The following is a 23,682-nucleotide window of genomic DNA, read 5'->3' as shown; positions in this document are numbered from 1 at the left end:
GCATGATAGAGTCTCGGAATGCGAGCCTTGTTCTCGATGAAAAATCGATGCCATCTTCAAAAGGCAGGGTAGACGGCATGGGTGGCACTGAGCAGGCAACTGTGACGCTGCGCTTACCTTCAACGCTGAGCGCCTGCAACGGCGGCAAGAGCCAGATCGTTGTGCGGGCCAGCACGGTAGGCGAACTGTTCGAGGCGCTGGAGGCCCACTATCCGCAGGTCTGGCGCTGCCTGTGCGATGAGCATGGCTGCGTACGCGCTCAGATCCAGCTCTTCGTGAGTAATAAGCTGATTACCGGCCCGCGTGACCTGCAGATGGCTTTGAAGCCCGGCGAGGAGATTATTGTGCTGCCTTCTGCTCGGACCCCCTAGGCCAGAGCCTGTCGTGGTCCGCCGACCTCTAGCCATTTTATCGGTAAGCTTGCAAATGTAGAGCTACTGCGCCATAATAAAGGACATCTTCTGTTACGTGGAGGAGAGGAGGTTTCTAAGCAGACAGGATGTTGGCGCAGGTTCGAAGTTGTGCAATCGTGGGTCTGGAAGGCGCCCTGGTTGAGGTGGAGGTGGACCTGACGAACGGTCTGGCGGGCTTTACGATCGTGGGCCTGGCCGATACGGCTATTCAGGAGGCGCGCGAACGGGTGCGCGCCGCTATTAAGAATAGTGGGGCTGTTTTTCCTTATAAGCGGATTACGGTGAATCTGGCCCCCGCCGATCTCCGTAAAGAGGGGCCTGTCTACGATCTCCCCATCGCGATCGGTATTCTGCTGGCTTCGGGCCAGCTTGTCCCCGCTGAGCCAATCACTGATTGCCTGTTCCTCGGTGAGCTGTCCCTCGATGGGAGTGTACGCCATACCAATGGCATTCTGCCAATGGTGGCGTTGGCGCGCGAACAGGGTATGCGCGCGGTGTTTGTGCCGGCGGTGGATGCCCGCGAGGCGGCTTTAGTGGGCGATGTGCCCGTTTATGCGGTGGAGACACTCGCTCAGTTGATCGCTCATTTGAGCGGTGAGTCGCGCCTGGCCCCGTTCCCGCTCGATCGGGAATTGTTGCAGTCGGTCGGGCGGCAATCGCCTTCTCATGATCTGTCGGCGGTGCGCGGTCAGGACCATGTCAAGCGGGCGTTGGTGGTGGCGGTCAGTGGCGGTCATAATCTGTTGATGTGTGGCCCGCCCGGCACAGGGAAAACGTTGCTGGCGCGGGCCACGCCGTCGATTATGCCTCCCCTGTCGATTGAGGAGGCCCTGGATGTGACGCGCATCTATAGCGTCAGTGGTCTGCTCCCTTCAGAGAGGCCGCTGATTCTGGAACGCCCTTTTCGGGCCCCCCATCATACGATCAGTCACGCCGGGCTGGTGGGCGGTGGGCGTCAGCCGCGTCCGGGTGAGATTAGCCTGGCTCATCGCGGGGTGCTCTTTTTGGATGAGTTGCCGGAGTTCAGTCAGTATGTGCTGGAGGCGCTGCGCCAGCCGCTAGAGGATAAGGTGGTGACGATTTCGCGTGCGCAGGGCTCGGTGACGTTTCCGGCGAATTTTATGCTGATTGCGGCCATGAACCCCTGTCCGTGCGGCTATCTGCACGATGTGATGCGTGAGTGTACGTGTTCTCCGGCGGCGGTGCGCCGCTATCAGAAGCGCGTCAGTGGTCCGCTACTGGACCGCATTGATATTCAGGTGGAGGTGCCGCGGGTGGCCTATGAGAAGCTGGCTGGCGCCCCAGCGCCCGAGAGCACGGAGTCTATTCGGGCCCGCATCCAGGCGGCCCGCGAGCGGCAGCGCCGGCGTTTTGCGGGTACACGCCTGACGTGCAATGCGGAAATGGGGGCTGCCGAGGTGCAGGCGTTTTGTCGGGTGGATGAGGCCGGGCAGCGCCTGCTGCGGTCGGCGGTGCAGCAGTTGGCGCTCTCGGCGCGCGCCTTTCATCGTATGCTCAAGGTGGCGCGTACGATCGCCGATCTGGAGGGCGCGGAGAGAATCGGCCCGGTGCATGTGGCGGAGGCGGTGCAGTATCGCCCGCGTATCGCTCCTTGACGGGCGGGAGGCCCCCCGCATCGCTCGGGGTTCGCCTCGCCCGTTTGTTCGATCGCCTCGCAGGCCAGGAACGGTCTGACCTGCGCTGGGATGGCCCTTGTCCTCTGGCCCCTTTCGCCCCCGCCGATTTTCCGCCAGGCACTCAGGATGGCTCTTGCTCTGCCTTCGGCCTGTCGTTGCTGCGCGACTCAGGCGGGCGCCCCGGGCCGTAGCGATGCGCCTCAAGATAGGCCTCGATCTCACGGCGCTTGAAGCGCCATCTGGAAGCTACACGATATCCTGTTAATTCTCCCCTCTCAACCATCCGCACTACCGTTTTCGGGCCAATCCCTATGAGCTTACTCGCCTCGTTAGTGGTCAGCCACTCATCTCCGTGGTTATTGTGCTCTGTCATCTATGCCTGGCACCTCACGCGCTGTCTTCTTCTTTGAAATTGTAATAGTTTTGCTTAATTACGTCAAATAGTATTTATTGAACTAATATTACCTAAAGAATGTTAATTACCTTTAGACTATAGAGACTATAGAGACTTGATCTTACCATTAGACCATGCTCTACTTAGAGGGAGGCAAGGGGCCGGGCAGGTTATTCCTGACCCTGGTCGCCGGCTCTGCCAGGTCATAGCGCTCACTTGCCCGAGCTTTCACTATCAGGACTGCTGTTGTTGGAGGCCAAGTCGATCGAGAGGAGTTTTCTGCATGGCAGAAGAACTGCGGTGGGGACAGGCCAGGCTTGTACTGAACCTGGAGGCTTTTGCTCGTGGCTATCACCAGGGGCGACAATACTACTTTGAGGAGCAAGAACTCTCGGAGCGCACCTGCAAGTGTCTGGCAGACACCGACCTGCTCTGGCTGATCGCCGTGCCCGACGAGAGCGGCCACTATCAGTTCGTGGAAGAGAGCCGTTTGCTCACCGAGCTGCCCGAGGGCATCGCTCCGATGCTGGGTCTGATTGTAGGCTACCTGAGCGGACCGCTGCAGCCTGAGAGCCCCGAGGAGCGTCAGCAGCGCCGCGCCGGGCTACAGGCCTCTCTGCAGTGCGCCTGCTCTCCCGCTGAGAGCCATCAGGCTGGTGCTCCCGCCTCCTAGCGAGGCCTGGCTTTGCCGCCTCCCTTCTTTACGGCAGAGTATCAAACGTGCTACAATCCGGGCGCACGAGATTTCTGCCGCCTGGAGGCCCTCAATGGAGATCGCTTCTGCCGCTTCACCCTCATCTTCCCCTGCCAGCCGCCCTCCTCTTGTTATCCTTAATCCCGCCGCCAATCAAGGCCGCATGCAGCGTCACCGCGCACTGGTGCGCCAGCGCGTTGCTGACACAGGAGCCGACTACTGCGAGACCTCACGGGCCGGTGAGGCAGAGCAGCTTGCGGGCGAAGCAGCACGCCAGGGACGACCAGTCATCGTCGTTGGGGGCGATGGCTCCGTTCACGAGGTTGTGAATGGTATTCTCAGCAGTGGCCAGCGCGTCCCCCTGGGCATCATCGCCGCCGGCTCCGGCAACGACTTCGCCTGCAACACCCTGCGGCTCCCCCGTCAGCCCGAGGCCGCCATCGAGCGCGCCTTTAGCGGCCAGCCCGTGCCTATCGATGCCGGCCGGGCCAACGAGCGCTACTTTGCCAACTCCTTCAGCGTCGGTCTCGACGCCGACATTGCCGCCAGTGCTCGCCAGCTCAAAAAGATTCCGTTTATGACCGGCATGCGCCTCTACTACAGCTCTACGCTACGCCAGCTCCTCCTTGGCTACCGGCGCTGTCCCTGGCTGCGCTTCAATCTGGAGCCAGCCGCTCCCGATGCGCCGCCCGCCGAGGCCTTTCAGCGCTACGTTCTGCTGGCCGTCACCAATGGCCCTACCTACGGCTCAGGTTTCCGCATCAATCCCGAAGCCGACGCGAGCGATGGCCTGCTCGACCTCTGCACCATCCGCTATGCCCCCCTGGGGCGGGCCCTCAGACTCTTTCCAGTCGTCAAGCGTGGTCAGCATGCTTCCCTGCCCGAAGTCCATTTCTACCGCATGCAACGCCTTATCATCGAAAGCCGTTTTCCGCTCAACGCCCAAATGGACGGCGAGGTCTTCCGAGGCCAGCGTTTCGAGGTCGTGGTCCTGCCGCAAGCTCTGCTAGTCAGATGCTAGCCTGAGCCAGGGCCACGCTCGCAGCCCTCGCCCAGACAAACGCGGCGCTCTTTTGACTATAAGAAATAGTCAATCTCCCAAAAGGCCAGCCTGCCAGGCCCTGGCTGCGAAGCAATCGAGCAGCACAGGCGAGCTGGCGCCCTTCCCCTGGCTAGCACGGCCTCTCACGAGGGCTGACGAGCGGCGGTGCGGCGCGAGCGCTTCTTAGCGGCTGTTGTCTCACCATTAGCCTGGAAGGCCGAAGGACAGAGCGGCACCAAGGGACACTCTTCGCAGCGCGGATCACGAGCGCGGCAGAGCGCCCGCCCGTGGAAGATCAAGAGATGCGACAGATCCAGCCAATCCTCACGCGGCACAATGCGCATCAAATCGCGCTCAATCTGCTCGGGGTCCTCGCTCTGCGTCCAGCCCAGGCGGCGCGCCAGGCGCTTCACGTGCGTATCGACTACGAAGCCCTCGACGATGCCAAAGGCATTCCCCAGAACGACATTCGCCGTCTTGCGCGCCACGCCCGGCAGCGTCAGCAGTGCCTCCATACTACGCGGCACCTCGCCCCCGTAGTCAGTGATCAGCCGTTGGCAGGTCAGCCGCAGATTGCGCGCCTTATTGCGGTAGAAGCCCGTCGGCTTAATATCCTGCTCCAGCTCCTCGGGATCGGCATTTGCGAAATCCTCAACCGTCCGATACTTGCGGAAGAGCTGGGCCGTCACTTCATTGACACGCTCATCAGTACACTGAGCCGAGAGCTGGACCGCAATCAGCAACTGGAGCGGATTCTCAAAATTCAAAGTGCACTTTGCATCGGGATAGAGACGCCGCAACTCAGCGATGACGGCGCGCACATGCTCAGGCGAGCCGGGCGCCGGCCCCTGGTAGGTCGGTGGCAGACTGACAGTACTCACGAATCTTCCCCTACCTCTCTCTGGTCTTCCCCCTGAATGGTAGGCTCATTATAGCATAGTTCGCACCCGGCGGCGGAGCCAGCCAGCCGAGGCCCCCAAATGGTATCATGAAAGCACGGGAAAACGGGGACATTACCAAGGAGGATCACCACATGACAGCGCCTCTCGACCTGAGCGCCTACCGTCGCTATTTCCCAGCCTTGCAGCGAGAGCAGAACGGGCAGCCCGTTATCTACTGGGATAATCCCGGTGGCACCCAAGTCGCCCAGCAGGTCATCGAGGCCATGACGCGCTACCTGCGCGAAGCCAACGCTAACGCCCACGGGGCCTTTCTCACGAGCCGGCTCACCGACGAAATCATCGCCGCCGCGCGCCAGGCGATGGCCGACTTCCTTAACGCCGCCAGTCCGGCAGAGATCGTCTTCGGTCCCAACATGACCACGCTGACCTTTGCTTTCAGCCGCGCCATCGGCAAGACACTGCAGCCCGGCGATGAAATCATTGTGACTGTTCTTGACCACGATGCCAACGTCGCCCCCTGGCTGGCCCTGCAGGAGCGCGGCGTGGTCGTGCGCACCGTCGATATTCATCCAGAGAATGTCACGCTCAATATGGAGGATCTGCAGGCCAAGCTCAACGGGCGCACGCGCCTGGTAGCCGTGGGCTATGCCTCCAACGCCGTTGGCACCATCAACGATGTGCGGCGCATTACGGAGCTGGCCCATGCCGTCGGCGCCCTGGTGTGGATCGACGCCGTGCAATATGCACCGCACGGGCCGATCGATGTCCAGGCTCTCGATGTCGATTTTCTGGTCTGCTCAGCCTATAAATTCTTCGGTCCGCACCTGGGCATTCTCTACGGCAAGCGCGAACATCTAGAGCGCTTCCCAGCCTACAAGGTACGCCCGGCCAGCAACGCCGTTCCCGACCGCTGGGAGACCGGTACCCAGAATCATGAGGGCTTGGCCGGTTTGCTGGGGGCCATCGACTATCTGACGCTGCTCGGAGAAGAGCAGGCCGCCCGCTATGCCGATGATCCCGCCCTGCAGCCCTACACCGGACGGCGGCGCACACTGAAGGTAGCGATGCACGCGATCAGCGACTACGAGCGCCAGCTTTCGGCCCAGTTGCTGCGGGGCCTGCGCGAAATTCGGGGCCTGCATCTCTACGGTCTCGGCGGGACCACCCCCGGGGAGCTGGCGCAGCGCGTCCCGACCGTGGCCTGCACTATCGACGGACACCACCCGCGCGAGCTGGCTGCCGCCCTGGGCGAGCGGGGTATCTTCGCCTGGGACGGCAACTACTACGCCCTCGGCCTGATGGAGCGTCTCGGCCTTGAAGGACGTGGCGGCGCCCTGCGCCTCGGCCTCTGCCACTACAATACGCCCGGCGAGATCGAGCGCGTTCTAGGTGTCCTGGACGAGCTGGTCTGAGCTAGCCCCAATCAGGATCTTCTACGCTCTCTGCATCGGAAGGAGAAGGCCGACCGACATGACTTCCCTGCCAGGTGAGCAGCAACGTTGTGCAGCGCGCAGAGCAGCTCAGCGGCAACCTGACTGAGCTAAGGGCCTGGCGGCGAAGAGAGATCCGGCACTGCCGCGCTTTGCCGCCCAGGTCCCCTATGCAGCGAGCATGAGATCTTTCCAGCCGAGTGAGCGCTTGTATTTTTGTCTGCGCTGATCTATACTAAGGTATGTCGAGAATGTCAGGCATGCGATTCACCTGGCTTTTCCCACAGAGGCTTAAGTTTTTTATTGAGCGCGTACAGAGGCCAGGCACGTAAGGAGTTTACTGTCTGATGGATCAGCAGAAATGGATCTACGGTCCAGACGATCTGTACGGTATCTCAGCCTACCTGCAGCTCATCCAGCAGTGGGTTGCCACGGCCTTCCCCCTGCCACGCAACCCGGAGATCGCTGCCAGGCTAGGCGGCCTGTGGGCTTCTCTTGGCTGGGCCCTACAAGGCCGTGCCGTGGCTGAAGAGGCTAGACGTCTGGCGGCCAAAAAGAGGACAAGGGAATTTTCTCAGGAGGACGCAGAGCAGCTCCGCCAACAGCTTCGTGACGTGACTTTTGATGAGGAGCTACAGAGCCTGGCCACAGCAGGACGGGCCGGTGATCCTCCTGTCCAGGGTCTTGAGCGGCGGCTACGTGCTCTGACAGCCGTTGGTGTGCGTGAGGGCTTTCTAGCAGTGGCGCTGCGCGAGGCCACAGAATTCCGCATCGCCAGAAGTCTGCCGGAGGCCCTGGATCAGTGGCGACAACTCGCCGATCAGCTCGTCCCGCGCTCTATGTGGTTCGCCAGCTCCTATCTGGAGATGCCCCCGAACACGACCGTTTATGGGCCGGACAGCTAAAGGGTCCTGTCTGTCCCCTAGAGGGAGCTGCCCCCTGGGGCCTGGATGGAGCAGGCCCCACGTTGATGTTATCCCCAGCCTGGCCCTGGACGGAAGCTGAGATCTTTCCTCAGCTCGTGGCCAGGCAGTGCAGCCCTGCACCCGGGTCCGGCGCCCTTGCGTAGCAGGCGCGGTCCGCTACGAACCGGCATGCTCTAGGTCCTCTCCGTTGCGTCGCACTGTGATCGTAAAGGGTCCCCACTCACCGATCAGGCCCTGCCCATGCAGCGAAACGCTGCGCCCATCCTCAATGCTCTTCTCCGTCATCAGGCCCAGCGCCAGAATGCAGCCGTCCACCTTGCACGGTACCTCGCTGTAGCGGCCTACCTCCTGCCCATCCAGGAAAAAGCGCACCTCATCGCGCGCCTTGCAGTAGCTGATGCCATAGCGATGCCACTGCCAGGGCGCCGTCTCTACCGGCAGCTCATTGAAGTCGCAGAAGTACTTTGGCTTGACGGCACGCTCTGGCTCAGGATCGGGCGGCGCTGGTACCCCTGGGAACGGCAGGAGCGCATAGACTGTGGCGATCGTATCGTTAGAGACAAAGAAATCAAAGGCCATACCGGTGGCGAAATCGAGCAAGTGGGCTGACACAAAGCCATCGTAGAGATCATGCGGGCGCGTATTGATCCCACGGGCCCGCATCTCCCATTCGAAGAGAATGGTCCCATCCTCGGGCATCGTGAAGCGCCGTGTCGAGAAAAACATGTTTTTGGCGTTATCGAGAATCTGCACCTCGTTATGGAAGCGCGTCAATGGAACCGCCGCCACGCGCAGGCGATTGCCCTCAACTACGACCACCGCATTCGGCTCACGGTAGCGCCAGAAACTGCCATCGGGCAGCGGGAAGCCCCCATATTCCCAGTGCCGATCAGTGCCGCTAATAATGCTATGATAGCCCGCATAGACAAAGCGCTCTTCCTGCTGGCCGGATGCCCGAGCGCTCTCCTTAGCCCCCTGCTGAGGCTGCCAGGCGGGTCGAACCGGCTCTTGATTGACCTTTTCCTGAAGATCTGCCATCGCGGCCTCCCTCCTTCCTTCCCTTCTTGCTTGCGACTTGCCAGCGCAGTGCCAAACTGGTATGGATACGCGTAGTATATGTATATCACGTGTATGCGTAGACGTATGCTGCTGTCGACAGCTCCTCTTCCGGCAGCGCCTGACAGCTCCCACGACGCCAAGCGCTCTGCTCCCTGGTCACCTTCAGCAGAGCGGCTGCTTGCTTCATGCTATCACCAGCGCCCCATCCAGGCAAGGCCCACCAACCAGGCTAGCGCTCACTGCCGGCTCTGCTGGAGCGCAGTCTCAGTTTTGTGATGCGTCAGTGTCTGTGCACGGTCAGCCTCCGTAACAGATAATAGAAGAAAAAGAAACAATGAGCCAGGCGAGCAATCCGCCATTCGAGAGAGCCGCAGAAAGGACAGCGCAAAGCATGAAAATTCTCGTTTTCAACGCCGGTTCCAGCAGCCAAAAGACCAGACTATACGAATTACAAGCTCCATTACCATCAGAGGCGCCGCCCCCGTTATGGGAAGCAAACGCCGACTGGTCTCACGAGCCAGGCAAGACAGAGCTAGTCACACGCAGCGCTGAGGGACAAGAGCAACGTGAGACCCTGCAGACCAGCGAGCGACCAGCCATTCTCAAGCACATCCTGCAGAATCTCAGCCAGGGAGCAACACGCATCATTGAGAGAGCGGAAGAGATTGGAGTAGTGGGGCACCGCGTCGTTCACGGTGGCGCTCACTATAGCGAGCCAGCGCTGATCACACCCGAGCTAAAAGCCACCATTGAACGCCTGCAAGTACTGGCGCCCGCGCACAACCGCGCCAGCCTTGAAGCCATTGCCGCCGCCGAGGAAGCCTTCCCCCAGGCGAGGCAGATCGCCGTTTTCGACACCGCCTTTCACAGTCACATGCCCCTTCCCGCCCAGATCTATCCAGGCCCATACGAATGGTTCGCCCAAGGACTACGGCGCTACGGCTTTCACGGTCTCAGCCATCAGTACTGCGCGCGTCGCGCAGCCCAACTGCTGGGGCGCGACCTCACCAGCCTGCGCCTCATCACCTGCCATCTGGGCAATGGCTGCTCCCTGGCGGCCATCCTCGGGGGCGAAAGCATCGAAACGACAATGGGTTTCACCCCGATGGAAGGGCTGATGATGGGCACGCGCTCCGGCTCCATCGATCCCGGCCTGCTCCTCTACCTGCTGCGCCACGCTGGCTACAGCGCAGACGACCTTGACCGCATTCTCAACCGCGAATCCGGCTTGCTGGGCATCTCGGGCCTCTCCGGCGACATGCGGATCATCCTTCAAGCCCGTGCCGAGGGCAACCGGCGGGCCCGCCTGGCCTTCAATACTTTCATTCACCGTCTGCGCCTCCAGATCGGCGCCATGCTGGCAGTTCTGGGCGGAGTCGACGCCCTGGTTTTTACCGGCGGCATCGGCGAACACGCCCCCGAGGTACGCGCCGCCGCCTGCGAAACGCTTGGTTTCCTCGGGCTGGCCATCGACCCCGCTCGTAATGCTGATCCCGGAGGGGACGCCGATATCGCCAGCCCCAATTCAGCCGTGCGTGTACTGGTCGTGCAGGCGCAAGAGGACTGGATGATCGCCGAGGCTTGCTGGCGCTTACTCCAGCAACGCCTACAGCTGTAAGCGGCCGCCAGGCCTGGCTCAAGGGAGGGCAGCCCCAACCAGCTCGGCAATATTCTGGACGCCATGCGCCTGCATAAAAGCCTCGATGCCCTCTAGCACCAGGACCCCCGTGCGTGGATTGATAAAGTTGGCCGTACCAATCTGCACGGCCCTGGCCCCAGCCATGATGAAGGCCAGGGCATCCGAGGCCGAAGTGATGCCGCCAATGCCAATCACTGCCACCGCCGGCTGTTGCCCGCGTAGCTCACGCGCCACCTCATAAACCATGCGCAGAGCCAGCGGCCTGATGGCCGGCCCCGACAGGCCGCCGGTTCCGTGGGCCGGCAGGGGACGCCGCATCTCTATATCAATGTCCAGGCCGGTCAGGGTATTGATCAAGGAGACAGCATCGGCCCCAGCTTCAGCCGCCGCCAGGGCGGTCGGACGCGCATCACCACTGTTCGGTGAGAGCTTTACAATCAGCGGGAGGGTTGTGCTCTGGCGCACCGCCGCCGTTACTTCGGCCACAGCCTGGGGACTGTCTCCGAAGACGCGGCCACCGGCGCGGATGTTGGGACAGGAGACGTTGACCTCAATGCCTGCCACTCCAGGCACATCCTCCAGGCGTTGCGCCAACTCGGCAAACTCCTCCACTGTCTCTCCGGCGATGTTGACAATCACCGGCGTCTGCCAGGTGGCCCAGATTGGGGCATACTTGCGAATCACTGTTTCGATGCCAGGGTTCTGGAGGCCAATAGCGTTGAGCAGGCCAGCCGGCACCTCACGAGTGCGCGGCTGCGCATTGCCCCGTCGCGGGCGCAGGGTGGTCCCCTTGCTGACAATGGCCCCCAGGCGCTCGATCTCGGCAATCCTGGCATATTCGAAACCGTAGCCGCACGTTCCAGCGGCCAGCATCACCGGATTGCGCAGTAAGAGACTGCTCTTGCGTCCCGCCGCCAGTTCGACCGTGAGCTGCATTCAGTTCCCTCGCGCTTGATTAATGGCATCGCGCAGACGTCTTGCAGCTTCGCCCGCCGCCGTTGCGTAATCGCGCCCCGCGTCAGCATAGAGGATAGTTCGCGAGACAGCAATCAATATGCCCCCACCGTGCGCATCCAGTCCGGCCCGGACCGCCGCCTCTAGCTCACCCCCTTGAGCCCCGACACCAGGAACCAACAGCGGCAGCGTTGGACAGCGCTCCCTGACAGCTGCCAGTTCACGCGGATAGGTCGCCCCGGCCACCAGCCCGCAATTGCCATGACGCTCCTGCCAGTGACGGACACGCTCGGCCACCACCAGATAGAGCGGCATCTCCCGGGAGCCATCCGCTCCTTGCCCCTCAGTCCCAGACTCAGGGAGGCGCACCCGGAGATCCTGAAAATCGCCAGCCCCCGGATTGGAAGTACGGCAGAGCACGAAGGCCACTTTCTCGCGATAGGCGAGAAAGGGCTGAACGCCATCGTACCCGAGATAGGGCTGTACTGTCACGGCGTCGCAGCCAAGCTGCTCAAAGATGGCCCTGGCATAGGCGCGGGCAGTATGTCCTATATCGCCGCGCTTAGCATCGGCGATCACTGGCACCTCGGGGGGAATAGCAGCCAGCACCTCGCGCAGGAGCGCCCACCCCTGGGGTCCGAGCGCCTCAAAAAAAGCCAGGTTCGGCTTATAGGCACAGGCATAAGGCAAGGTCGCCGCCACAATGTCGCGACAAAAGCGCTTCAGCGCCTCCAGGCCGCCACCCTGTAGCGGTTCCGGGAGGCGCTCTAGCTCAGGATCAAGTCCAATGCAGAGCAGGCTCCGACGTTCGTGACTGGCCCGCTGCCACTTCTCCAGGAAGCTCAGCCCCATCACGATGGCCTCCCTTCAGGAGTGCTCAGGCCACGGCTGCCAGGCTTGGTGAGCGGCACCCCCTGGGCACAGAGCGGACAGGCGCCAGGCTCATAGGTTTGGGCTGTCACTGTCAGCAAGGCCTGGCAAGGGACAGGCAACTGTCTGACCGCCAGGCCGCCACTGCGGTCCAGCAGCACCGCTATGCCCACGATTGTTGGCCCATAGGCCAGCAGCGCTCGTAGCGTCTCCTGCAGCGATAGCCCCGTCGTCAAAACATCGTCGACCACAAGGACGCGCTCACCTTGCCGCAGCGTAAAGCCGCGACGGAGCTCACGCCCCCCAGCGGCAGCCGGTTCCACCACCAGGCAGCGCGTCCCAAGCTGGCGCGCCACTTCCTGCGCCAGCAGCGCCCCGCCGGTCGTGGGACCAGCAACCGCCTCAACTCCCTCTGACCGATAACGCGCCGCGATCTCTTCGCAGAGTCGCTCTGTTACCCGCGGCCATTCCAGCAGACGGAACTTTTCCCAGTATTCATCACTGTGCCGCCCCGAGGTCAGGAGAAAATGCCCTTTCGAGACAACCCCTAGACGCTCAAAGAGCGCTAGCAGCTCTGTTTCTTCCATCATCATCAAACCACACCATTATGGTACGGATCATCACAAACAATTGCGCTGAGTAGCCCCGCGCAGATCAAGATCAACAGATTACAGAAGGAGCAAGCAGCGTCCTTACGCCCACTGCGGCCCGGCTGCGATCTGTCGCAGAGAGCCGCTAGCGTCCGACTTGACCGCTCAAACGAGACGAGCAGGCTGGTTCACGTGGGGAACCAGCCTGCTTACTTGACGCTCAGCACAATGACATCAAAGATGAGATCGGAATTCGCTGGGATCGAGCCTTGCGCCTGGTTGCCATAGCCAAGCTTAGCCGGAATGTAAAGACGGCGAATTGTCCCCGGCTTCACACCTAGCAGGCCCTCATCCCACCCTTTGATGACCTGCCCTTTGCCCAGGGTGAACGAGAATGGCTGGCCATTGCGATCATAAGAGCTATCGAACTTCTTGCAGGTGTTGGCCAACCAGCCTACGTACTCCACCTCTACGGTGCTGCCGTTCTTAGCTGCTGTACCGCTGCCCGTGCGGATGTCAAAATACTTGAGTCCATCGCTCTTGACCACAGGCGTCGCATTGACTGCCGGCGCTGTGGCCGGCCCTGCCGTTGGCGTAGCTGTGGCGCTGTAGATAGAGGGCACCTGGTTGGAGGCACTGCTATCGATAAAGCAATTGCGTGCCAGCGCCGTCGCAGTGGCATTGGCATGGGCCTTACTGACGGCGGTCGCCGTGGCCTCCCGCGAGGCGGCTTGCTGAGCATTGACACGCTGATACTGCCAGAAACCTAGCACGGCCAGGATAATGATCAGGAGAGTAACTGTGCTGGCCATGATCAGTTGTCGACGCCTCCGACGCCGTATCTGCCTTCTGATACGCTCTTGCTGGCGCTGCCCCGGACGGCGCTGTCGCTGCGAACCTCCTTTTTTCCCCTGTGCAGTCTGCGTCATACACTCTCCTCTGTGGATATGTGCTATGATGGTGCCTGTGATGGTGCCTGCCCCGGTGGTGATGGTGGTGCATTGTTACGCTGAGATTAGCATGTTTCTTGCGCTCTGACAAGAGTAAGCCAACGTAAGCCAGCTCAGCTTTTCTGCCTGCCGCTCTCGCGCGCCGGCCCAGGCCGTGATCGCTTGCTTACCAGCCACCGCCATCCGCTCCAGAGCAGTTCCCGCCTTCCAGCCCCAGCGCACCGCCACCTTTATCTTTCTGGTCGCTTGCTTTGCCTCTCAGCTAAAACTCGACAATTGAAACAATCTATGCTAGAATGCTCCTAGCAGCTTCACTAGAGTCACTCTACTACTACACAGCAGCATAGTTCATCTCATATAATATGGCCAAGGAGCTAGACGTCATTTTCCTGCTATCCGGGGATTCAGCAGCTTTCGATTCCTGATCCGATTAAAGGAGATATTATGCCTTCCCAGGGATATGTACGCTTTCCTACGATCTACCGTGATCAGATTGTCTTTGTGGCTGAAGATGATCTATGGCTCGTTTCTAGCGAGGGAGGACGGGCCGAGCGTTTGACGGCGGGAGTGGGCGCCATCAGTCATCCCCATTTTTCTCCCGATGGCGCGCAGCTTGCTTTTGTTGGGCATGAGGAAGGGCCAAGCGAGGTTTTTCTAATGCCCGCAGCCGGCGGCCCTGCGCGTCGTCTGACTTATCAAGCCTCTTCCTGCAAGGTTCTGGGGTGGACTCCGACGGGCGACGCCATTCTCTATGCGAGCAGCGCCGGCCAGATGAGCCCGCACTACGAGGTGATCTACGCGGTCAGTCCCTCTGGCGGCCTTCCCCGTCAGCTTCCCTACGGCGCCGCTAACGAGATTTCCTTCGGCCCTCACGGTGGCATCGTTCTCGGTCGCAACATCCGTGAAGCTGCCTACTGGAAGCGCTATCGCGGCGGCACCGTCGGCCATTTGTGGTGCGACCGTGATGGCAGCGGCCATTTCGAACGCCTCCTGCGCATCGACGGCAATATCAGCTCTCCCTGTTGGGTCGGATCACGCATTTATTTTCTATCCGATCACGAAGGTATTGGAAATGTTTATTCATGCACGCCAGAGGGAGAGGACTTGCGCCGTCACACCCACCATGAGGATTTTTACGCGCGCAATCTTTCTAGTGACGGTGAGCGCCTGGTATATCATGCTGGGGCTGATCTCTATCTATTCGATCCTGTCAGCAACCGGACGCGACGCCTGGAGGTCCTGCTCCCCAGCCAGCGCACGCAGCGCAATCGCAAGTTTGTGTCGGCCGCTCACTATCTCGATACCTACGCCCTTCATCCTCAAGGGCATATGGTGGCCCTGACGACGCGAGGGAAAGCGTTCTCTTTTGGCAACTGGGAAGGGCCTGTAATTCAGTACGGTGAGCCTGATGGCGTGCGCTACCGTTTCCTGGAATGGCTCAATGATGGGCGCCGCCTGGTAGCTGTCTGCGATGCCATTGGACGCGAGACTCTGGCGGTCTTTGAGCCGGAGAGCACCGCTGAGCCGCGCCTCTTTCCCGAAATTGAGTTTGGGCGCGCACTGACCCTGGAGGTTTCGCCAGTAGCCGATGTGGTGGCGATCTCCAACCATCGCAATGAGTTGCTGGTGATCGATTTAGAGGAGAGCCGTGTCCGCCTGATAGACCGCAGTGCCTTTGGTCAGATTGAGCATGTGGCCTGGTCGCCCGATGGGCGCTGGCTGGCCTACAGTTTTCCTTCCAGTGCCCAACAGACGGCGATCAAGCTCTGTAACCTGGAGAGTGGCGAGCTGGCTTTCGCTACCCGTCCGGTCCTGCGCGATGTGGCTCCCTCATTTGATCCTGAAGGGAAGTTTCTTTATTTCTTAGGGTACCGTGTTTTTAATCCGGTCTATGATGCTCTCCAGTTCGATTTAAATTTTCCACGCGGTGTGAAACCTTATGCGATTATGCTGCGCCGTGATCAGCGCTCGCCGTTTGTAGCGGAGCCCCGGGCTCCCCTGCCCAACGGACGCGAGAAGGAGGAGAAGCAGCCCAGTCCTGTCGGAGCCGAGGCCTCGTCGAAGGGAGAGCGCAAGGAGGAAGGCGAAGAGGAGAGCGGCGAGGAGAGCCAGCGCCGGCCCGCTCCTATGACCATTGATCTGGAAGGCATCACGGAGCGCGTGCTGCCGTTTCCTGTTCCGGAAGGACGCTATCGCAAGGTGCGAGGGATCAAAGGCAAAGCGCTATTTTTATGCTTTCCCGTGGAGGGGGCTTTGCATAGTCAAATCGAGAGTCAGGCGCCGCCGGTGCGCGGTCACATCGAGTGCTACGACCTGGAGAATCATAAGTACGAGTGGCTGGTGGATGGAGTCGATGATTTTGAGGTGGCTCGCGATGGACGCATGTTGATCTATCGTTCCGGCCATCGCTTGCGTGTGATTAAGGCTGGTGAGAAGGCCCCCAAAGGGGAGAATGGCGAGCGGGCAAGCCGTGAGACGGGCTGGCTGGACCTGAGCCGTGTGAAAGTGTCGGTGCAGCCGGCTGCTGAGTGGCGCCAGATGTTCGACGAGGCCTGGCGTTTGCAGCGTGAACAGTTCTGGGATGAGGATATGTCCGGCATCGATTGGGAGGCGGTCCATGCGCAGTATGCGCCGCTGCTAGAGCGCGTTGCTTCGCGCTCGGAGCTGTCCGATTTGTTGTGGGAGCTGCAGGGTGAGCTGGGAACGTCTCACGCCTATGAGATGGGCGGCGAGTATCGCCACGGCCCTCAGTACCGTCAGGGCTTTCTGGGGGTCGACTGGCTCTATGATGCTGAGCACGAGCGTTATCGCATTGCTCGCATTGTGCGTGGCGATCCGTCCGACAGCCGCGCTACGTCGCCGCTGACAGCTCCCGGGCTGAATGTGGCTGAGGGTGATGCTGTGCTGGCAATTAACGGCCAGCGTGTGGGTCCCCAGCGGAGTCCTGAAGAGTTGCTGGTCAACCAGGCCAATAATGAGGTGCAGCTTTTGATCGAGAGCGCGGCCAGCGGTGAGGTGCGCACGATCACAGTCAAGGCCCTGGCTAGCGAGCGTCCAGCGCGCTATCGCGACTGGGTTGAGCGCAATCGCCGACTCGTGCATCAGCTTTCCGAGGGCAAGGTCGGCTACATTCATATCCCCGATATGGGTGCCGAGGGCTACGCTGAGTTTCACCGCAGCTATCTCAGCGAGTATGACCGTCCGGCGCTGCTCATCGATGTGCGCTGGAATGGAGGTGGCCATGTCTCGCCGCTGCTACTGGAGAAGCTGGCGCGCCGCCGCCTTGGCTACGATTTTCCACGCTGGGGGCAGCCTGTCCCTTATCCTCCGGAGTCGCCGCGTGGCCCAATGGTCGCTTTGACCAATGAGCAAGCTGGCTCGGATGGCGATATCTTCAGCCATTGCTTTAAGTTGATGGGCCTGGGACCTTTGATCGGTAAGCGCACCTGGGGCGGGGTGGTCGGTATTAGTCCCCGCCATCGCCTGGTCGATGGAACGCGCACGACGCAGCCGGAGTTTGCTTTCTGGTTTAAAGATGTCGGGTGGAATGTTGAGAATTACGGCACTGATCCCGATATTGAGGTGGATATTGCCCCCCAGGACTATGCTCACGAGCGCGATCCGCAGCTAGAGCGCGCCGTCGCTGAGGCGCTGCGCTTACTGGAGAGCTATCCTGTGCTGGAGCCAAAGCCAGGCGAGCGCCCGCGCCGTTCTCGGCCACGCTTGCTGGCCGCTTCCCCAAGGACAGAATCCGCTTCTGACAGCGCCTCTGAACAGCCCACCGGCGATAGCGATAGCGCAGCGGCCACTCAATGAGTGAGGCCACCGCTGAAAAACGGCAGTAGCAGGCAGTGCAGGGGCCAGGCCTGCCGCTCCCTCCGGTTTGCCTTCAGCAGGGCGCTGACAGGCAAGAGCACCTCTGCGCTGCGCCTGCGCTCCTGATCTGATCGAACCCCAGATGAGCAAGGTGCTGCCGATGTTCTCTCCCTCTCTCAGAGGGGAGGCCGTTCAGCGGGCATAGACCTGCTTACCCGACACCCAGACGGCACTGATGACTTCAGCTGTGGCCCCAAAGAAGAGGCAATCAAGCAGGCTTTCAAGGGTCCAGCCCTGGAGCATGGGATGCTCCAGATCAATAGCCACCAGATCAGCCAGACGCCCAGGTTCAAGGCGCCCACTTTCGACTCCCAGGGCTGCCGCCCCGTGCTCGCAGCCGCAGGTTAGTAGATAGGTCCCCGGCGACGCCTCCGGTTCCGTTACGAGTACCCGCCGCTCTCCGTAGCGCAGGCGCGCCGTGTACTCAGCCCAGCGCAGTTCTTCGAAGGGATCAAGGCGCGTATTGCTGTCAGAGCCGATGGCCAGCGGAATCTGTCGGGTTAGCAGTTCGCGATAGGGAGGGATGCCGTCGCCCAGGTCGCCTTCGGTCGTGGGGCAGAGACAGACCGTCGCGCGCGAGCTGGCCAGGAGATCTAGCTCTGCCTGATCGGCATGGGTGGCATGCACGATGGTCGTCTGTGGTCCCAGGACTTCGCAGCGCTCCAGCAGGACTAGTGGACGGCAACCACAAGCCGCCAGGCAGCTTTCGATCTCCGCTGGCTGTTCATCGGCGTGAATGTGCAACGGCAGCCGGTGTTGCCGGCTGTACGCAGCGATGGCCCGTAGCCAGTCTGCGGGCACAGCTCGCACTGAATGGGGCGCTAGCCCAAGAGGTACCCCAAGCTCGCGTAGTGCTTCAACACGCTCCAGATAGGCAGCGACCGAGGGATCGCAGAAGCGAAGTTGCTCCTTTAAGGCTGGCTGGCCAAAGTCGTTGCGCGCGTAGGCCGCGACTAGAATCACCAGCCGAATGCCCACCTCGCGGGCCGCCTGCAGGAGAGCTTCAGCCATGAGATTGGGGGAGGCATAGGGCCGGCCATCAGGCTGATGATGCACATAATGGAACTCGCCAACCGTGGTATAACCAGCGGCCAGCATTTCACGATAGGTAGCACGCGCGAGCCGGTAGAGACGTTCTGGATCAAGACGCTGGGCCTCAGCGTACATTGCCTGTCGCCAGCTCCAAAAAGTATCATGTCCGCTGACGGGTCGCTGGGCCTGGCCCCGAAGCGCGCGCTGGAAGACATGGCTGTGAACATTGACAAAGCCTGGCAGCAGAGCTTTGCCGCGTAACGGCTCTCGCGCAGCTTCGGCCTCTGCGCGCAGGCCCCTGGCCTCCACTTCGGTCTGTGATAGCAGCTCGGCAATGCGACCGTTCTCATCGATAGTCAGCAGTCTATCGCGCTGCCAGCCGCGGGGCGTGTAGATATAATCGGGCCTCAGATAGCGCATGGCCCCTGCCTCCTCATCGCTTACTTTCATTCATTGATATAAAGATACATGCGCACCTGTGGCGCCAGCGGCCTACTGACGCCGCTGGACTTAGCCGCAGCGCACACGTGGCGCGCTGGAGCCGCGGATCAACAGGCGCCCTTTGAGGATGACGCGCCGCGTCGGGCGCTCCGGCTCAGCAACACGCTGTAGAAGCAGCTCAGTTGCTGTCTTGCCAATTTCATAGGTCGGCTGCTCTATCAGCGTGATGGGTGGCTGGACCAGCGAGGCCCAGGTTGTTGCATCGAAAGAGACCAGGGCTACATCCTCCGGGATACGCAGCCCGCGCTCACGGATCGCTTCTAAAGCCCCTGCCGCCAGCAAGCTATTGGTTGTCAGCAGTGCTTCTGGAGGCTCGGGCAGCTCTAGCAGGCGCAGGGCCGCTGCGTAGCCGGCTTCAATCTGTGGGGGGACAAAGCGCACAAGCTCTGCTGTCGGCTGCACCCCATAGGCGCGCAGTGCCTGCTCATAGCCTGCATAACGCTCGCGCCCCGTGGTGCTACGCTCACCACAGATGGCGGCAATCCGCCGGTAGCCATTGTCCAGGAGGTGCCTGGTCAGGCGATAGGCCGAATCGACGTTGTCCAGCAAGACCATGTCGACGTCAGCATCAGGGACGGAGCGATCGATCACTACCACCGCTAAGCCCGCCTCCAGCTCGCGTAGCCCCGCCGCCGTCGGCCCGGTCGGGGAGAGAATCACCCCCGCCACGCTGGCATCACGCAGCACATTGAGGTAGATGCTCTCTTTTTTGGGGTCCTCGTCTGTGTTGCATAGGATCAGGCTGTACCCCTGCTCGTAGGCTGTGTCTTCAACAGCCCGGCTGATATCCGTGAAAAAAGGGTTGCGAATGTCAGAAACAATGAGGCCGATGGTCGTGGTCTGCTGGGCTCGCAGACTGCGGGCGATCAGGTTGGGGCGATATTCTAGCTCTTTGATGGCTTTCAGCACGCGCTCACGTAGCGCCGGTCGCACGTGCGGACTGTTGGCCAGTACCCGTGAGACAGTAGCGGTAGATACGCCCGCGGCTCTGGCTACCTCTTTGATGCTCGCCATGCACGCTCTCCAAATGCCTCTCAGTGATGGGCTTGCCGGCTCACCCACTGCAGTCGATTTGAATCTTACTATACCACAATTTTGTATCTCGGCATATCACCATGAGGCCATTTCGGTAATCGTTATGAAATCGTTTACAAAAATCTCTGCCATTTTGGCCGTAAAATGGCCAATTTTTCGGCTCTCCAGGCCGCAGGGAAGGGGGAGATACTTGACAAAATTATTGTAATCGTTTACAAATTAGAGAGAGTGTGTGCCCTGGCTCCTACCCTTGGAGGCAATGATGATGCAAATAAGTGAACAGCAAGTCCGACTGCAGGCGCAGGCTGAGGACAAGCAAGGAGCCATTCGCCAGGCGGGCGACCTCCTGGTGCGCAGTGGCTGCATTGAGGCAGGCTACATTGACAGCATGCTGCAGCGTGAGCAGGTTGCCAATACTTATCTTGGCAACGGCATTGCCATCCCCCACGGTTTGCCTCGTGATCAAGAGCTGATTCACCGGACCGGCATCGCGGTATTGCAACTGCCCGCCGGTGTGATCTGGAATCCTGGCGAGATCGTTCACCTGGTGGTGGCGATTGCTGCCCGCTCCGATGAGCATATTGATGCCTTACGGCGGTTGACACGCGTGCTCGGTGATCCTGCCGCCGTTGAGCGCCTGATCCACACGACTGATCCCCGCGATATTATCGAGGCTCTCACTGGCGAGCGGCCCGCCGCTCCGAGCACGGAGGCCGACTACACGACTTCTTTCGAGACAGTGATTCAGAATCGCACTGGATTGCACGCCCGACCGGCGGCGCGCTTTGTGGAGCTGGCCCGTGGTTTTCAGGCCGCGATTCGTGTGCGCTATGGGGAGCGGGTGGCAGATGGGAAGAGTTTGATCGCCCTGCTACAGCTTGGGGCAGAGCGCGGCGCCAGGATTCGCGTTTCGGCGGAAGGTCCTGACGCGGCCCAGGCGCTGGCTACATTGCAGGCGGCCATCGCCGCCGGTCTGGGCGATGAACTGGAGCCACTGCCAGCTTCCGAGACGGCGCCTTCTGAGGTGCAGGTACTGCGCTGGGCCCCGCGCTCGGTGGCTGCTACTTACAGTGGCCTGGGAGCTGCCGGCGGGCTGGCCATTGCTCCCCTGCAGCGCTATCGCCGCGAGCGCCTGGAAGTCGCTGATCAGCCAACCGATCCCGCCAGCGATGGGCTGGCGCTGCAGCGGGCGCTTGATGCCGCGCAGCACGAGCTAGATCAGCTTTATGAGGAAGTGCGGGCGCGTCTTGGTTCGAGTCGGGCGGCGATCTTCCGCGCTCATCGCGAGTTTCTGCAGGATGCCGAGCTGATTCAGGAGGCGGTTCGCCTGATCTATGCCGGTCATGGCGCTGCCTGGGCCTGGCAGCAGGCCATTGCCCGGCGCGTGGGCCAGCTCCAGCAGATCGATGATCCAGTATTGGCGGGACGGGCTGTCGATTTAAGCGACGTCGGCGAGCGGGTGCTTCGTCACTTGCTCGGTGTAGCAGCTGCGGGCGCTTTCCCCACGGGCGGCCCGGTGATTCTGGTGGCCGAGGATCTGACTCCTTCGGATACGGCGGCGCTGGACCCCGACATTGTCCAGGGTCTCTGCACGGCGCGCGGCGGTCCAACGTCGCATACGGCCATTATCGCCCGCTCACAGGGTATCCCGGCGGTGGTGGCTGCTGGCGAGGCTGTGCTGAGCGTTGCCGATGGTACGCCGGCCATTCTCGATGGCTTCAATGGGCGGCTTTATGTGCGGCCAAGTGAGGCCGATCTGGCTGAGGCGCGCGCTTTGCAGATGCAACTGCGCCAGCGGGAGGAGGCGGCCCAGCGTCAGCGCTTCGCGCCTGCGGTGACACGCGATGGGCACCGCGTGGAAATTGCGGCCAATATCAACCGCGCTGAGGAGGTTCCCCAGGCTCTGGAGGCGGGCGCCGAGGGCGTTGGCCTGATGCGCACGGAGTTCCTCTTTCTGGGCCGAGCAGCTCCCCCTTCGGAAGAGGAGCAGTATGCGACCTATTGTGCGATGGCTCGCGCTTTGAATGGACGTCCGCTTATCATTCGTACTCTCGATATTGGTGGCGATAAGCACGTGCCCTATCTGCAATTATCCGCTGAAGATGCCTCGTTCTTGGGCTTGCGCGGCATTCGCCTGTGTTTGGCCTATCCAGATCTCTTTGTGACGCAGCTTCGCGCCCTCTATCGCGCGGCGGCCTGTGGCCCCATTAGCATTATGTTTCCGATGATTGCAACGCTGGAGGATTTCGCCCAGGCCCGTGAGTATGCTGAGCGCGTCCGCCGTGAGTTGAATGCGCCGCGTCTGCCGCTGGGTATGATGGTTGAGGTGCCTTCGGCGGTACTGCTGGCTGAAGAGTTCGCCGCCGAAGTTGATTTTTTCTCGATTGGGACGAACGATCTGACACAGTATACGCTGGCGATGGATCGCTTACATCCCCAACTGGCGCGGCAGGCCGATGCTCTGCACCCCGCGGTGTTGCGCATGGTGGCGCGCACGGTTGAGGCGGCGCGGGCCGCTGGCAAATGGGTCGGTGTCTGTGGCGGCCTTGCTGGTGAGCCGTTAGGGGCCGCGATCCTGGTCGGACTCGGCGTCTCGGAGCTGAGCATGACAATCCCCGCTCTGGCAACGATCAAGGCCCAGATTCGCAGTCGCACGCTCGCTGAGCTGCAGCAGTTGGCCAGGCAGGCGCTGCGCTGCCGCACAGCAGAGGAGGTACGCAGGCTATGAAGGTGGCAACGGTCACCCTGAATCCAGCTATCGATCAGACGGTGCGCGTCACCGCTTTGGAGCCGGGGCATGTCCATAGGGCACGCACTATGTTGTTCCAGGCCGGTGGCAAGGGGATTAATGTGGCGGCTTTTCTGGCTGCTAGCGGCTGTCAGGTGAGGGCAACTGGCTTTCTTGGCCGCGAGAATGCCGCGATCTTTGAACGCTTCTTTGCCGAGCGCGCTATTGCCGATGCGTTCGTGCGCCTGCCAGGTCAGACGCGTATCGATATCAAGATTGTCGATGAGGAGCGACGGCAGACAACCGATATTAATTTGCCGGGCCTGGCTCCCTCAGAGGAGGCTGTGACGAAGCTGTGGCAGACCATCGAGGAGCTGGCCGCCGATTGTCGATGGTTTGTGTTGGCCGGTGCGCTGCCGCCGGCGCTGCCCGCTTCCTTCTATGCCACGCTGATTGCGCGCCTGAAGGCGTTGGGATGTCTGACGGTGCTGGATGCCAGTGGCGAGGCGCTCGCTCAAGGTATTCTGGCTGGTCCGACACTGGTGAAGCCGAATCGGGCGGAACTGGAACAGTTGACTGGTCAGCCGCTGCCCACTTTGAGCGCGGTGGCTCAGGTCGCTCGCTCTTTGCTGCGTCATGACATTCGCCGCGTCGTGGTCTCGCTCGGCGAACAGGGGGCGCTTTTCGTGGAAGATGAGCAGATGGTGCACGCGGTACCGCCAGAGGTGACGGTAGAGAGTACGGTTGGCGCCGGGGATGCAATGGTCGCGGCCCTGGTACTGGCCGAGCTGCGCGGTTTAGATCTTGCCGCCAGCGCTCGCCTGGCTACGGCTTATGCCCTGGCTCGCATTACGCGTCTTGACGGGACCTTACCGCCCTCGCCTGTCCTGGAGAGCTACAGCGAGCGCGTGCAGGTCTATCCGTTCGTGGCGCTGCCTGCTGAGGCTGAGGATTAGCGGCGCGACACGCACGGACGAGGCGTCCCCGGCTCTGGGCCTGATCTGCTGAGG

At 61.2% G+C, this 23,682-nt stretch carries 19 protein-coding genes; 10 read left to right on the top strand and 9 right to left on the bottom strand.

What is annotated here, in order from left to right:
• Nucleotides 1–47 precede the first annotated feature (47 nt).
• Entirely contained in the window at nt 48–371 is a 324-nt protein-coding gene (locus AC6H1L_RS20075) for a ubiquitin family protein (RefSeq protein WP_497599227.1), read from the top strand.
• Nucleotides 372–499: 128 nt separating this feature from the next.
• On the top strand, nt 500–2,029 hold the full coding sequence (locus AC6H1L_RS20070) for a YifB family Mg chelatase-like AAA ATPase (protein ID WP_497599226.1): 1,530 nt from the start codon (nt 500–502) through the stop codon (nt 2,027–2,029).
• A 142-nt stretch (nt 2,030–2,171) separates the two neighbouring features.
• On the opposite strand, the gene AC6H1L_RS20065 is transcribed toward AC6H1L_RS20070, so the two are convergent.
• Nucleotides 2,172–2,423, bottom strand: coding sequence for a helix-turn-helix domain-containing protein (locus tag AC6H1L_RS20065; RefSeq protein ID WP_497599225.1), 252 nt, complete (start codon nt 2,421–2,423; stop codon nt 2,172–2,174).
• Between the two features lie 304 nt (nt 2,424–2,727).
• On the opposite strand from AC6H1L_RS20065, the gene AC6H1L_RS20060 reads away from it, so the two are divergent.
• Together AC6H1L_RS20060 and AC6H1L_RS20055 are read left to right on the top strand one after the other, a co-directional pair.
• Nucleotides 2,728–3,117 carry a hypothetical protein gene (locus AC6H1L_RS20060; RefSeq protein ID WP_497599224.1) on the top strand — a complete coding sequence of 130 codons (390 nt, stop codon included), beginning with the start codon at nt 2,728–2,730 and terminating at the stop codon, nt 3,115–3,117.
• 94 nt (nt 3,118–3,211) lie between these two features.
• Nucleotides 3,212–4,159, top strand: a complete 948-nt coding sequence (locus AC6H1L_RS20055) for a diacylglycerol/lipid kinase family protein (RefSeq protein ID WP_497599223.1) — start codon at nt 3,212–3,214, stop codon at nt 4,157–4,159.
• Between the two features lie 164 nt (nt 4,160–4,323).
• Here the strand turns inward: AC6H1L_RS20055 and nth are convergent, their stop codons facing one another.
• On the bottom strand, nt 4,324–5,061 hold the full coding sequence (gene nth / locus AC6H1L_RS20050; RefSeq protein WP_497599222.1) for an endonuclease III: 738 nt from the start codon (nt 5,059–5,061) through the stop codon (nt 4,324–4,326).
• A gap of 152 nt (nt 5,062–5,213) precedes the next feature.
• Between nth and AC6H1L_RS20045 the strand changes: the two genes are divergently transcribed.
• Together AC6H1L_RS20045 and AC6H1L_RS20040 are read left to right on the top strand one after the other, a co-directional pair.
• A complete protein-coding gene (locus AC6H1L_RS20045; protein WP_497599221.1) occupies nt 5,214–6,494 on the top strand; it encodes a cysteine desulfurase-like protein in 1,281 nt (426 codons plus the stop codon).
• Nucleotides 6,495–6,859: 365 nt separating this feature from the next.
• The gene (locus AC6H1L_RS20040; protein WP_497599220.1) at nt 6,860–7,417 is read left to right on the top strand and encodes a hypothetical protein; all 558 of its coding nucleotides are present in this window, start codon (nt 6,860–6,862) and stop codon (nt 7,415–7,417) included.
• Nucleotides 7,418–7,594: 177 nt separating this feature from the next.
• On the opposite strand, the gene AC6H1L_RS20035 is transcribed toward AC6H1L_RS20040, so the two are convergent.
• Nucleotides 7,595–8,476 (bottom strand): DUF6081 family protein, encoded by an 882-nt coding sequence (locus AC6H1L_RS20035; protein ID WP_497599219.1) that lies wholly within the window; start codon nt 8,474–8,476, stop codon nt 7,595–7,597.
• Nucleotides 8,477–8,888: 412 nt separating this feature from the next.
• Here AC6H1L_RS20035 and AC6H1L_RS20030 point away from each other — a divergent pair, with 412 nt between their 5' ends.
• Nucleotides 8,889–10,115, top strand: coding sequence for an acetate/propionate family kinase (locus tag AC6H1L_RS20030; RefSeq protein WP_497599218.1), 1,227 nt, complete (start codon nt 8,889–8,891; stop codon nt 10,113–10,115).
• 18 nt (nt 10,116–10,133) lie between these two features.
• On the opposite strand, the gene AC6H1L_RS20025 is transcribed toward AC6H1L_RS20030, so the two are convergent.
• From AC6H1L_RS20025 to AC6H1L_RS20010, 4 genes are all read right to left on the bottom strand, one after another.
• On the bottom strand, nt 10,134–11,072 hold the full coding sequence (locus tag AC6H1L_RS20025; protein WP_497599217.1) for a dihydroorotate dehydrogenase: 939 nt from the start codon (nt 11,070–11,072) through the stop codon (nt 10,134–10,136).
• Nucleotides 11,073–11,936 (bottom strand): orotidine-5'-phosphate decarboxylase, encoded by an 864-nt coding sequence (gene pyrF / locus AC6H1L_RS20020; RefSeq protein WP_497601576.1) that lies wholly within the window; start codon nt 11,934–11,936, stop codon nt 11,073–11,075.
• Between the two features lie 5 nt (nt 11,937–11,941).
• Nucleotides 11,942–12,553, bottom strand: coding sequence for an orotate phosphoribosyltransferase (pyrE, locus tag AC6H1L_RS20015; RefSeq protein ID WP_497599216.1), 612 nt, complete (start codon nt 12,551–12,553; stop codon nt 11,942–11,944).
• A 206-nt stretch (nt 12,554–12,759) separates the two neighbouring features.
• Complete coding sequence (locus AC6H1L_RS20010; RefSeq protein WP_497599215.1) at nt 12,760–13,479, bottom strand: FKBP-type peptidyl-prolyl cis-trans isomerase; 720 nt, start codon at nt 13,477–13,479, stop codon at nt 12,760–12,762.
• A gap of 465 nt (nt 13,480–13,944) precedes the next feature.
• Here AC6H1L_RS20010 and AC6H1L_RS20005 point away from each other — a divergent pair, with 465 nt between their 5' ends.
• Nucleotides 13,945–17,316 carry a S41 family peptidase gene (locus tag AC6H1L_RS20005; protein WP_497599214.1) on the top strand — a complete coding sequence of 1,124 codons (3,372 nt, stop codon included), beginning with the start codon at nt 13,945–13,947 and terminating at the stop codon, nt 17,314–17,316.
• A 192-nt stretch (nt 17,317–17,508) separates the two neighbouring features.
• Here AC6H1L_RS20005 and AC6H1L_RS20000 read toward each other — a convergent pair whose 3' ends face one another.
• The gene (locus tag AC6H1L_RS20000) at nt 17,509–18,828 is read right to left on the bottom strand and encodes a formimidoylglutamate deiminase (protein ID WP_497599213.1); all 1,320 of its coding nucleotides are present in this window, start codon (nt 18,826–18,828) and stop codon (nt 17,509–17,511) included.
• Between the two features lie 90 nt (nt 18,829–18,918).
• Entirely contained in the window at nt 18,919–19,923 is a 1,005-nt protein-coding gene (locus AC6H1L_RS19995; RefSeq protein ID WP_497599212.1) for a LacI family DNA-binding transcriptional regulator, read from the bottom strand.
• Nucleotides 19,924–20,203: 280 nt separating this feature from the next.
• On the opposite strand from AC6H1L_RS19995, the gene ptsP reads away from it, so the two are divergent.
• A complete protein-coding gene (gene ptsP / locus AC6H1L_RS19990; RefSeq protein ID WP_497599211.1) occupies nt 20,204–22,672 on the top strand; it encodes a phosphoenolpyruvate--protein phosphotransferase in 2,469 nt (822 codons plus the stop codon).
• On the top strand, nt 22,669–23,628 hold the full coding sequence (gene pfkB / locus AC6H1L_RS19985) for a 1-phosphofructokinase (protein ID WP_497599210.1): 960 nt from the start codon (nt 22,669–22,671) through the stop codon (nt 23,626–23,628). The genes ptsP and pfkB overlap by 4 nt, the downstream gene beginning before the upstream one ends.
• Nucleotides 23,629–23,682 lie beyond the last annotated feature (54 nt).

This window comes from Thermogemmatispora argillosa, from assembly GCF_059696725.1.
This window is presented reverse-complemented; position numbering and strand designations above follow the sequence as displayed.

Coding starts and splice junctions, on each gene's coding strand:
- AC6H1L_RS20075 (WP_497599227.1), top strand. CDS start 48: ATGCCATCTTCAAAAGGCAGGGTAGACGGCATGGGTGGCACTGAGCAG.
- AC6H1L_RS20070 (WP_497599226.1), top strand. CDS start 500: ATGTTGGCGCAGGTTCGAAGTTGTGCAATCGTGGGTCTGGAAGGCGCC.
- AC6H1L_RS20065 (WP_497599225.1), bottom strand. CDS start 2,423: ATGACAGAGCACAATAACCACGGAGATGAGTGGCTGACCACTAACGAG.
- AC6H1L_RS20060 (WP_497599224.1), top strand. CDS start 2,728: ATGGCAGAAGAACTGCGGTGGGGACAGGCCAGGCTTGTACTGAACCTG.
- AC6H1L_RS20055 (WP_497599223.1), top strand. CDS start 3,212: ATGGAGATCGCTTCTGCCGCTTCACCCTCATCTTCCCCTGCCAGCCGC.
- AC6H1L_RS20045 (WP_497599221.1), top strand. CDS start 5,214: ATGACAGCGCCTCTCGACCTGAGCGCCTACCGTCGCTATTTCCCAGCC.
- AC6H1L_RS20040 (WP_497599220.1), top strand. CDS start 6,860: ATGGATCAGCAGAAATGGATCTACGGTCCAGACGATCTGTACGGTATC.
- AC6H1L_RS20035 (WP_497599219.1), bottom strand. CDS start 8,476: ATGGCAGATCTTCAGGAAAAGGTCAATCAAGAGCCGGTTCGACCCGCC.
- AC6H1L_RS20030 (WP_497599218.1), top strand. CDS start 8,889: ATGAAAATTCTCGTTTTCAACGCCGGTTCCAGCAGCCAAAAGACCAGA.
- AC6H1L_RS20025 (WP_497599217.1), bottom strand. CDS start 11,072: ATGCAGCTCACGGTCGAACTGGCGGCGGGACGCAAGAGCAGTCTCTTA.
- pyrE (WP_497599216.1), bottom strand. CDS start 12,553: ATGATGATGGAAGAAACAGAGCTGCTAGCGCTCTTTGAGCGTCTAGGG.
- AC6H1L_RS20010 (WP_497599215.1), bottom strand. CDS start 13,479: ATGACGCAGACTGCACAGGGGAAAAAAGGAGGTTCGCAGCGACAGCGC.
- AC6H1L_RS20005 (WP_497599214.1), top strand. CDS start 13,945: ATGCCTTCCCAGGGATATGTACGCTTTCCTACGATCTACCGTGATCAG.
- AC6H1L_RS20000 (WP_497599213.1), bottom strand. CDS start 18,828: ATGCGCTATCTGAGGCCCGATTATATCTACACGCCCCGCGGCTGGCAG.
- AC6H1L_RS19995 (WP_497599212.1), bottom strand. CDS start 19,923: ATGGCGAGCATCAAAGAGGTAGCCAGAGCCGCGGGCGTATCTACCGCT.
- ptsP (WP_497599211.1), top strand. CDS start 20,204: ATGATGATGCAAATAAGTGAACAGCAAGTCCGACTGCAGGCGCAGGCT.
- pfkB (WP_497599210.1), top strand. CDS start 22,669: ATGAAGGTGGCAACGGTCACCCTGAATCCAGCTATCGATCAGACGGTG.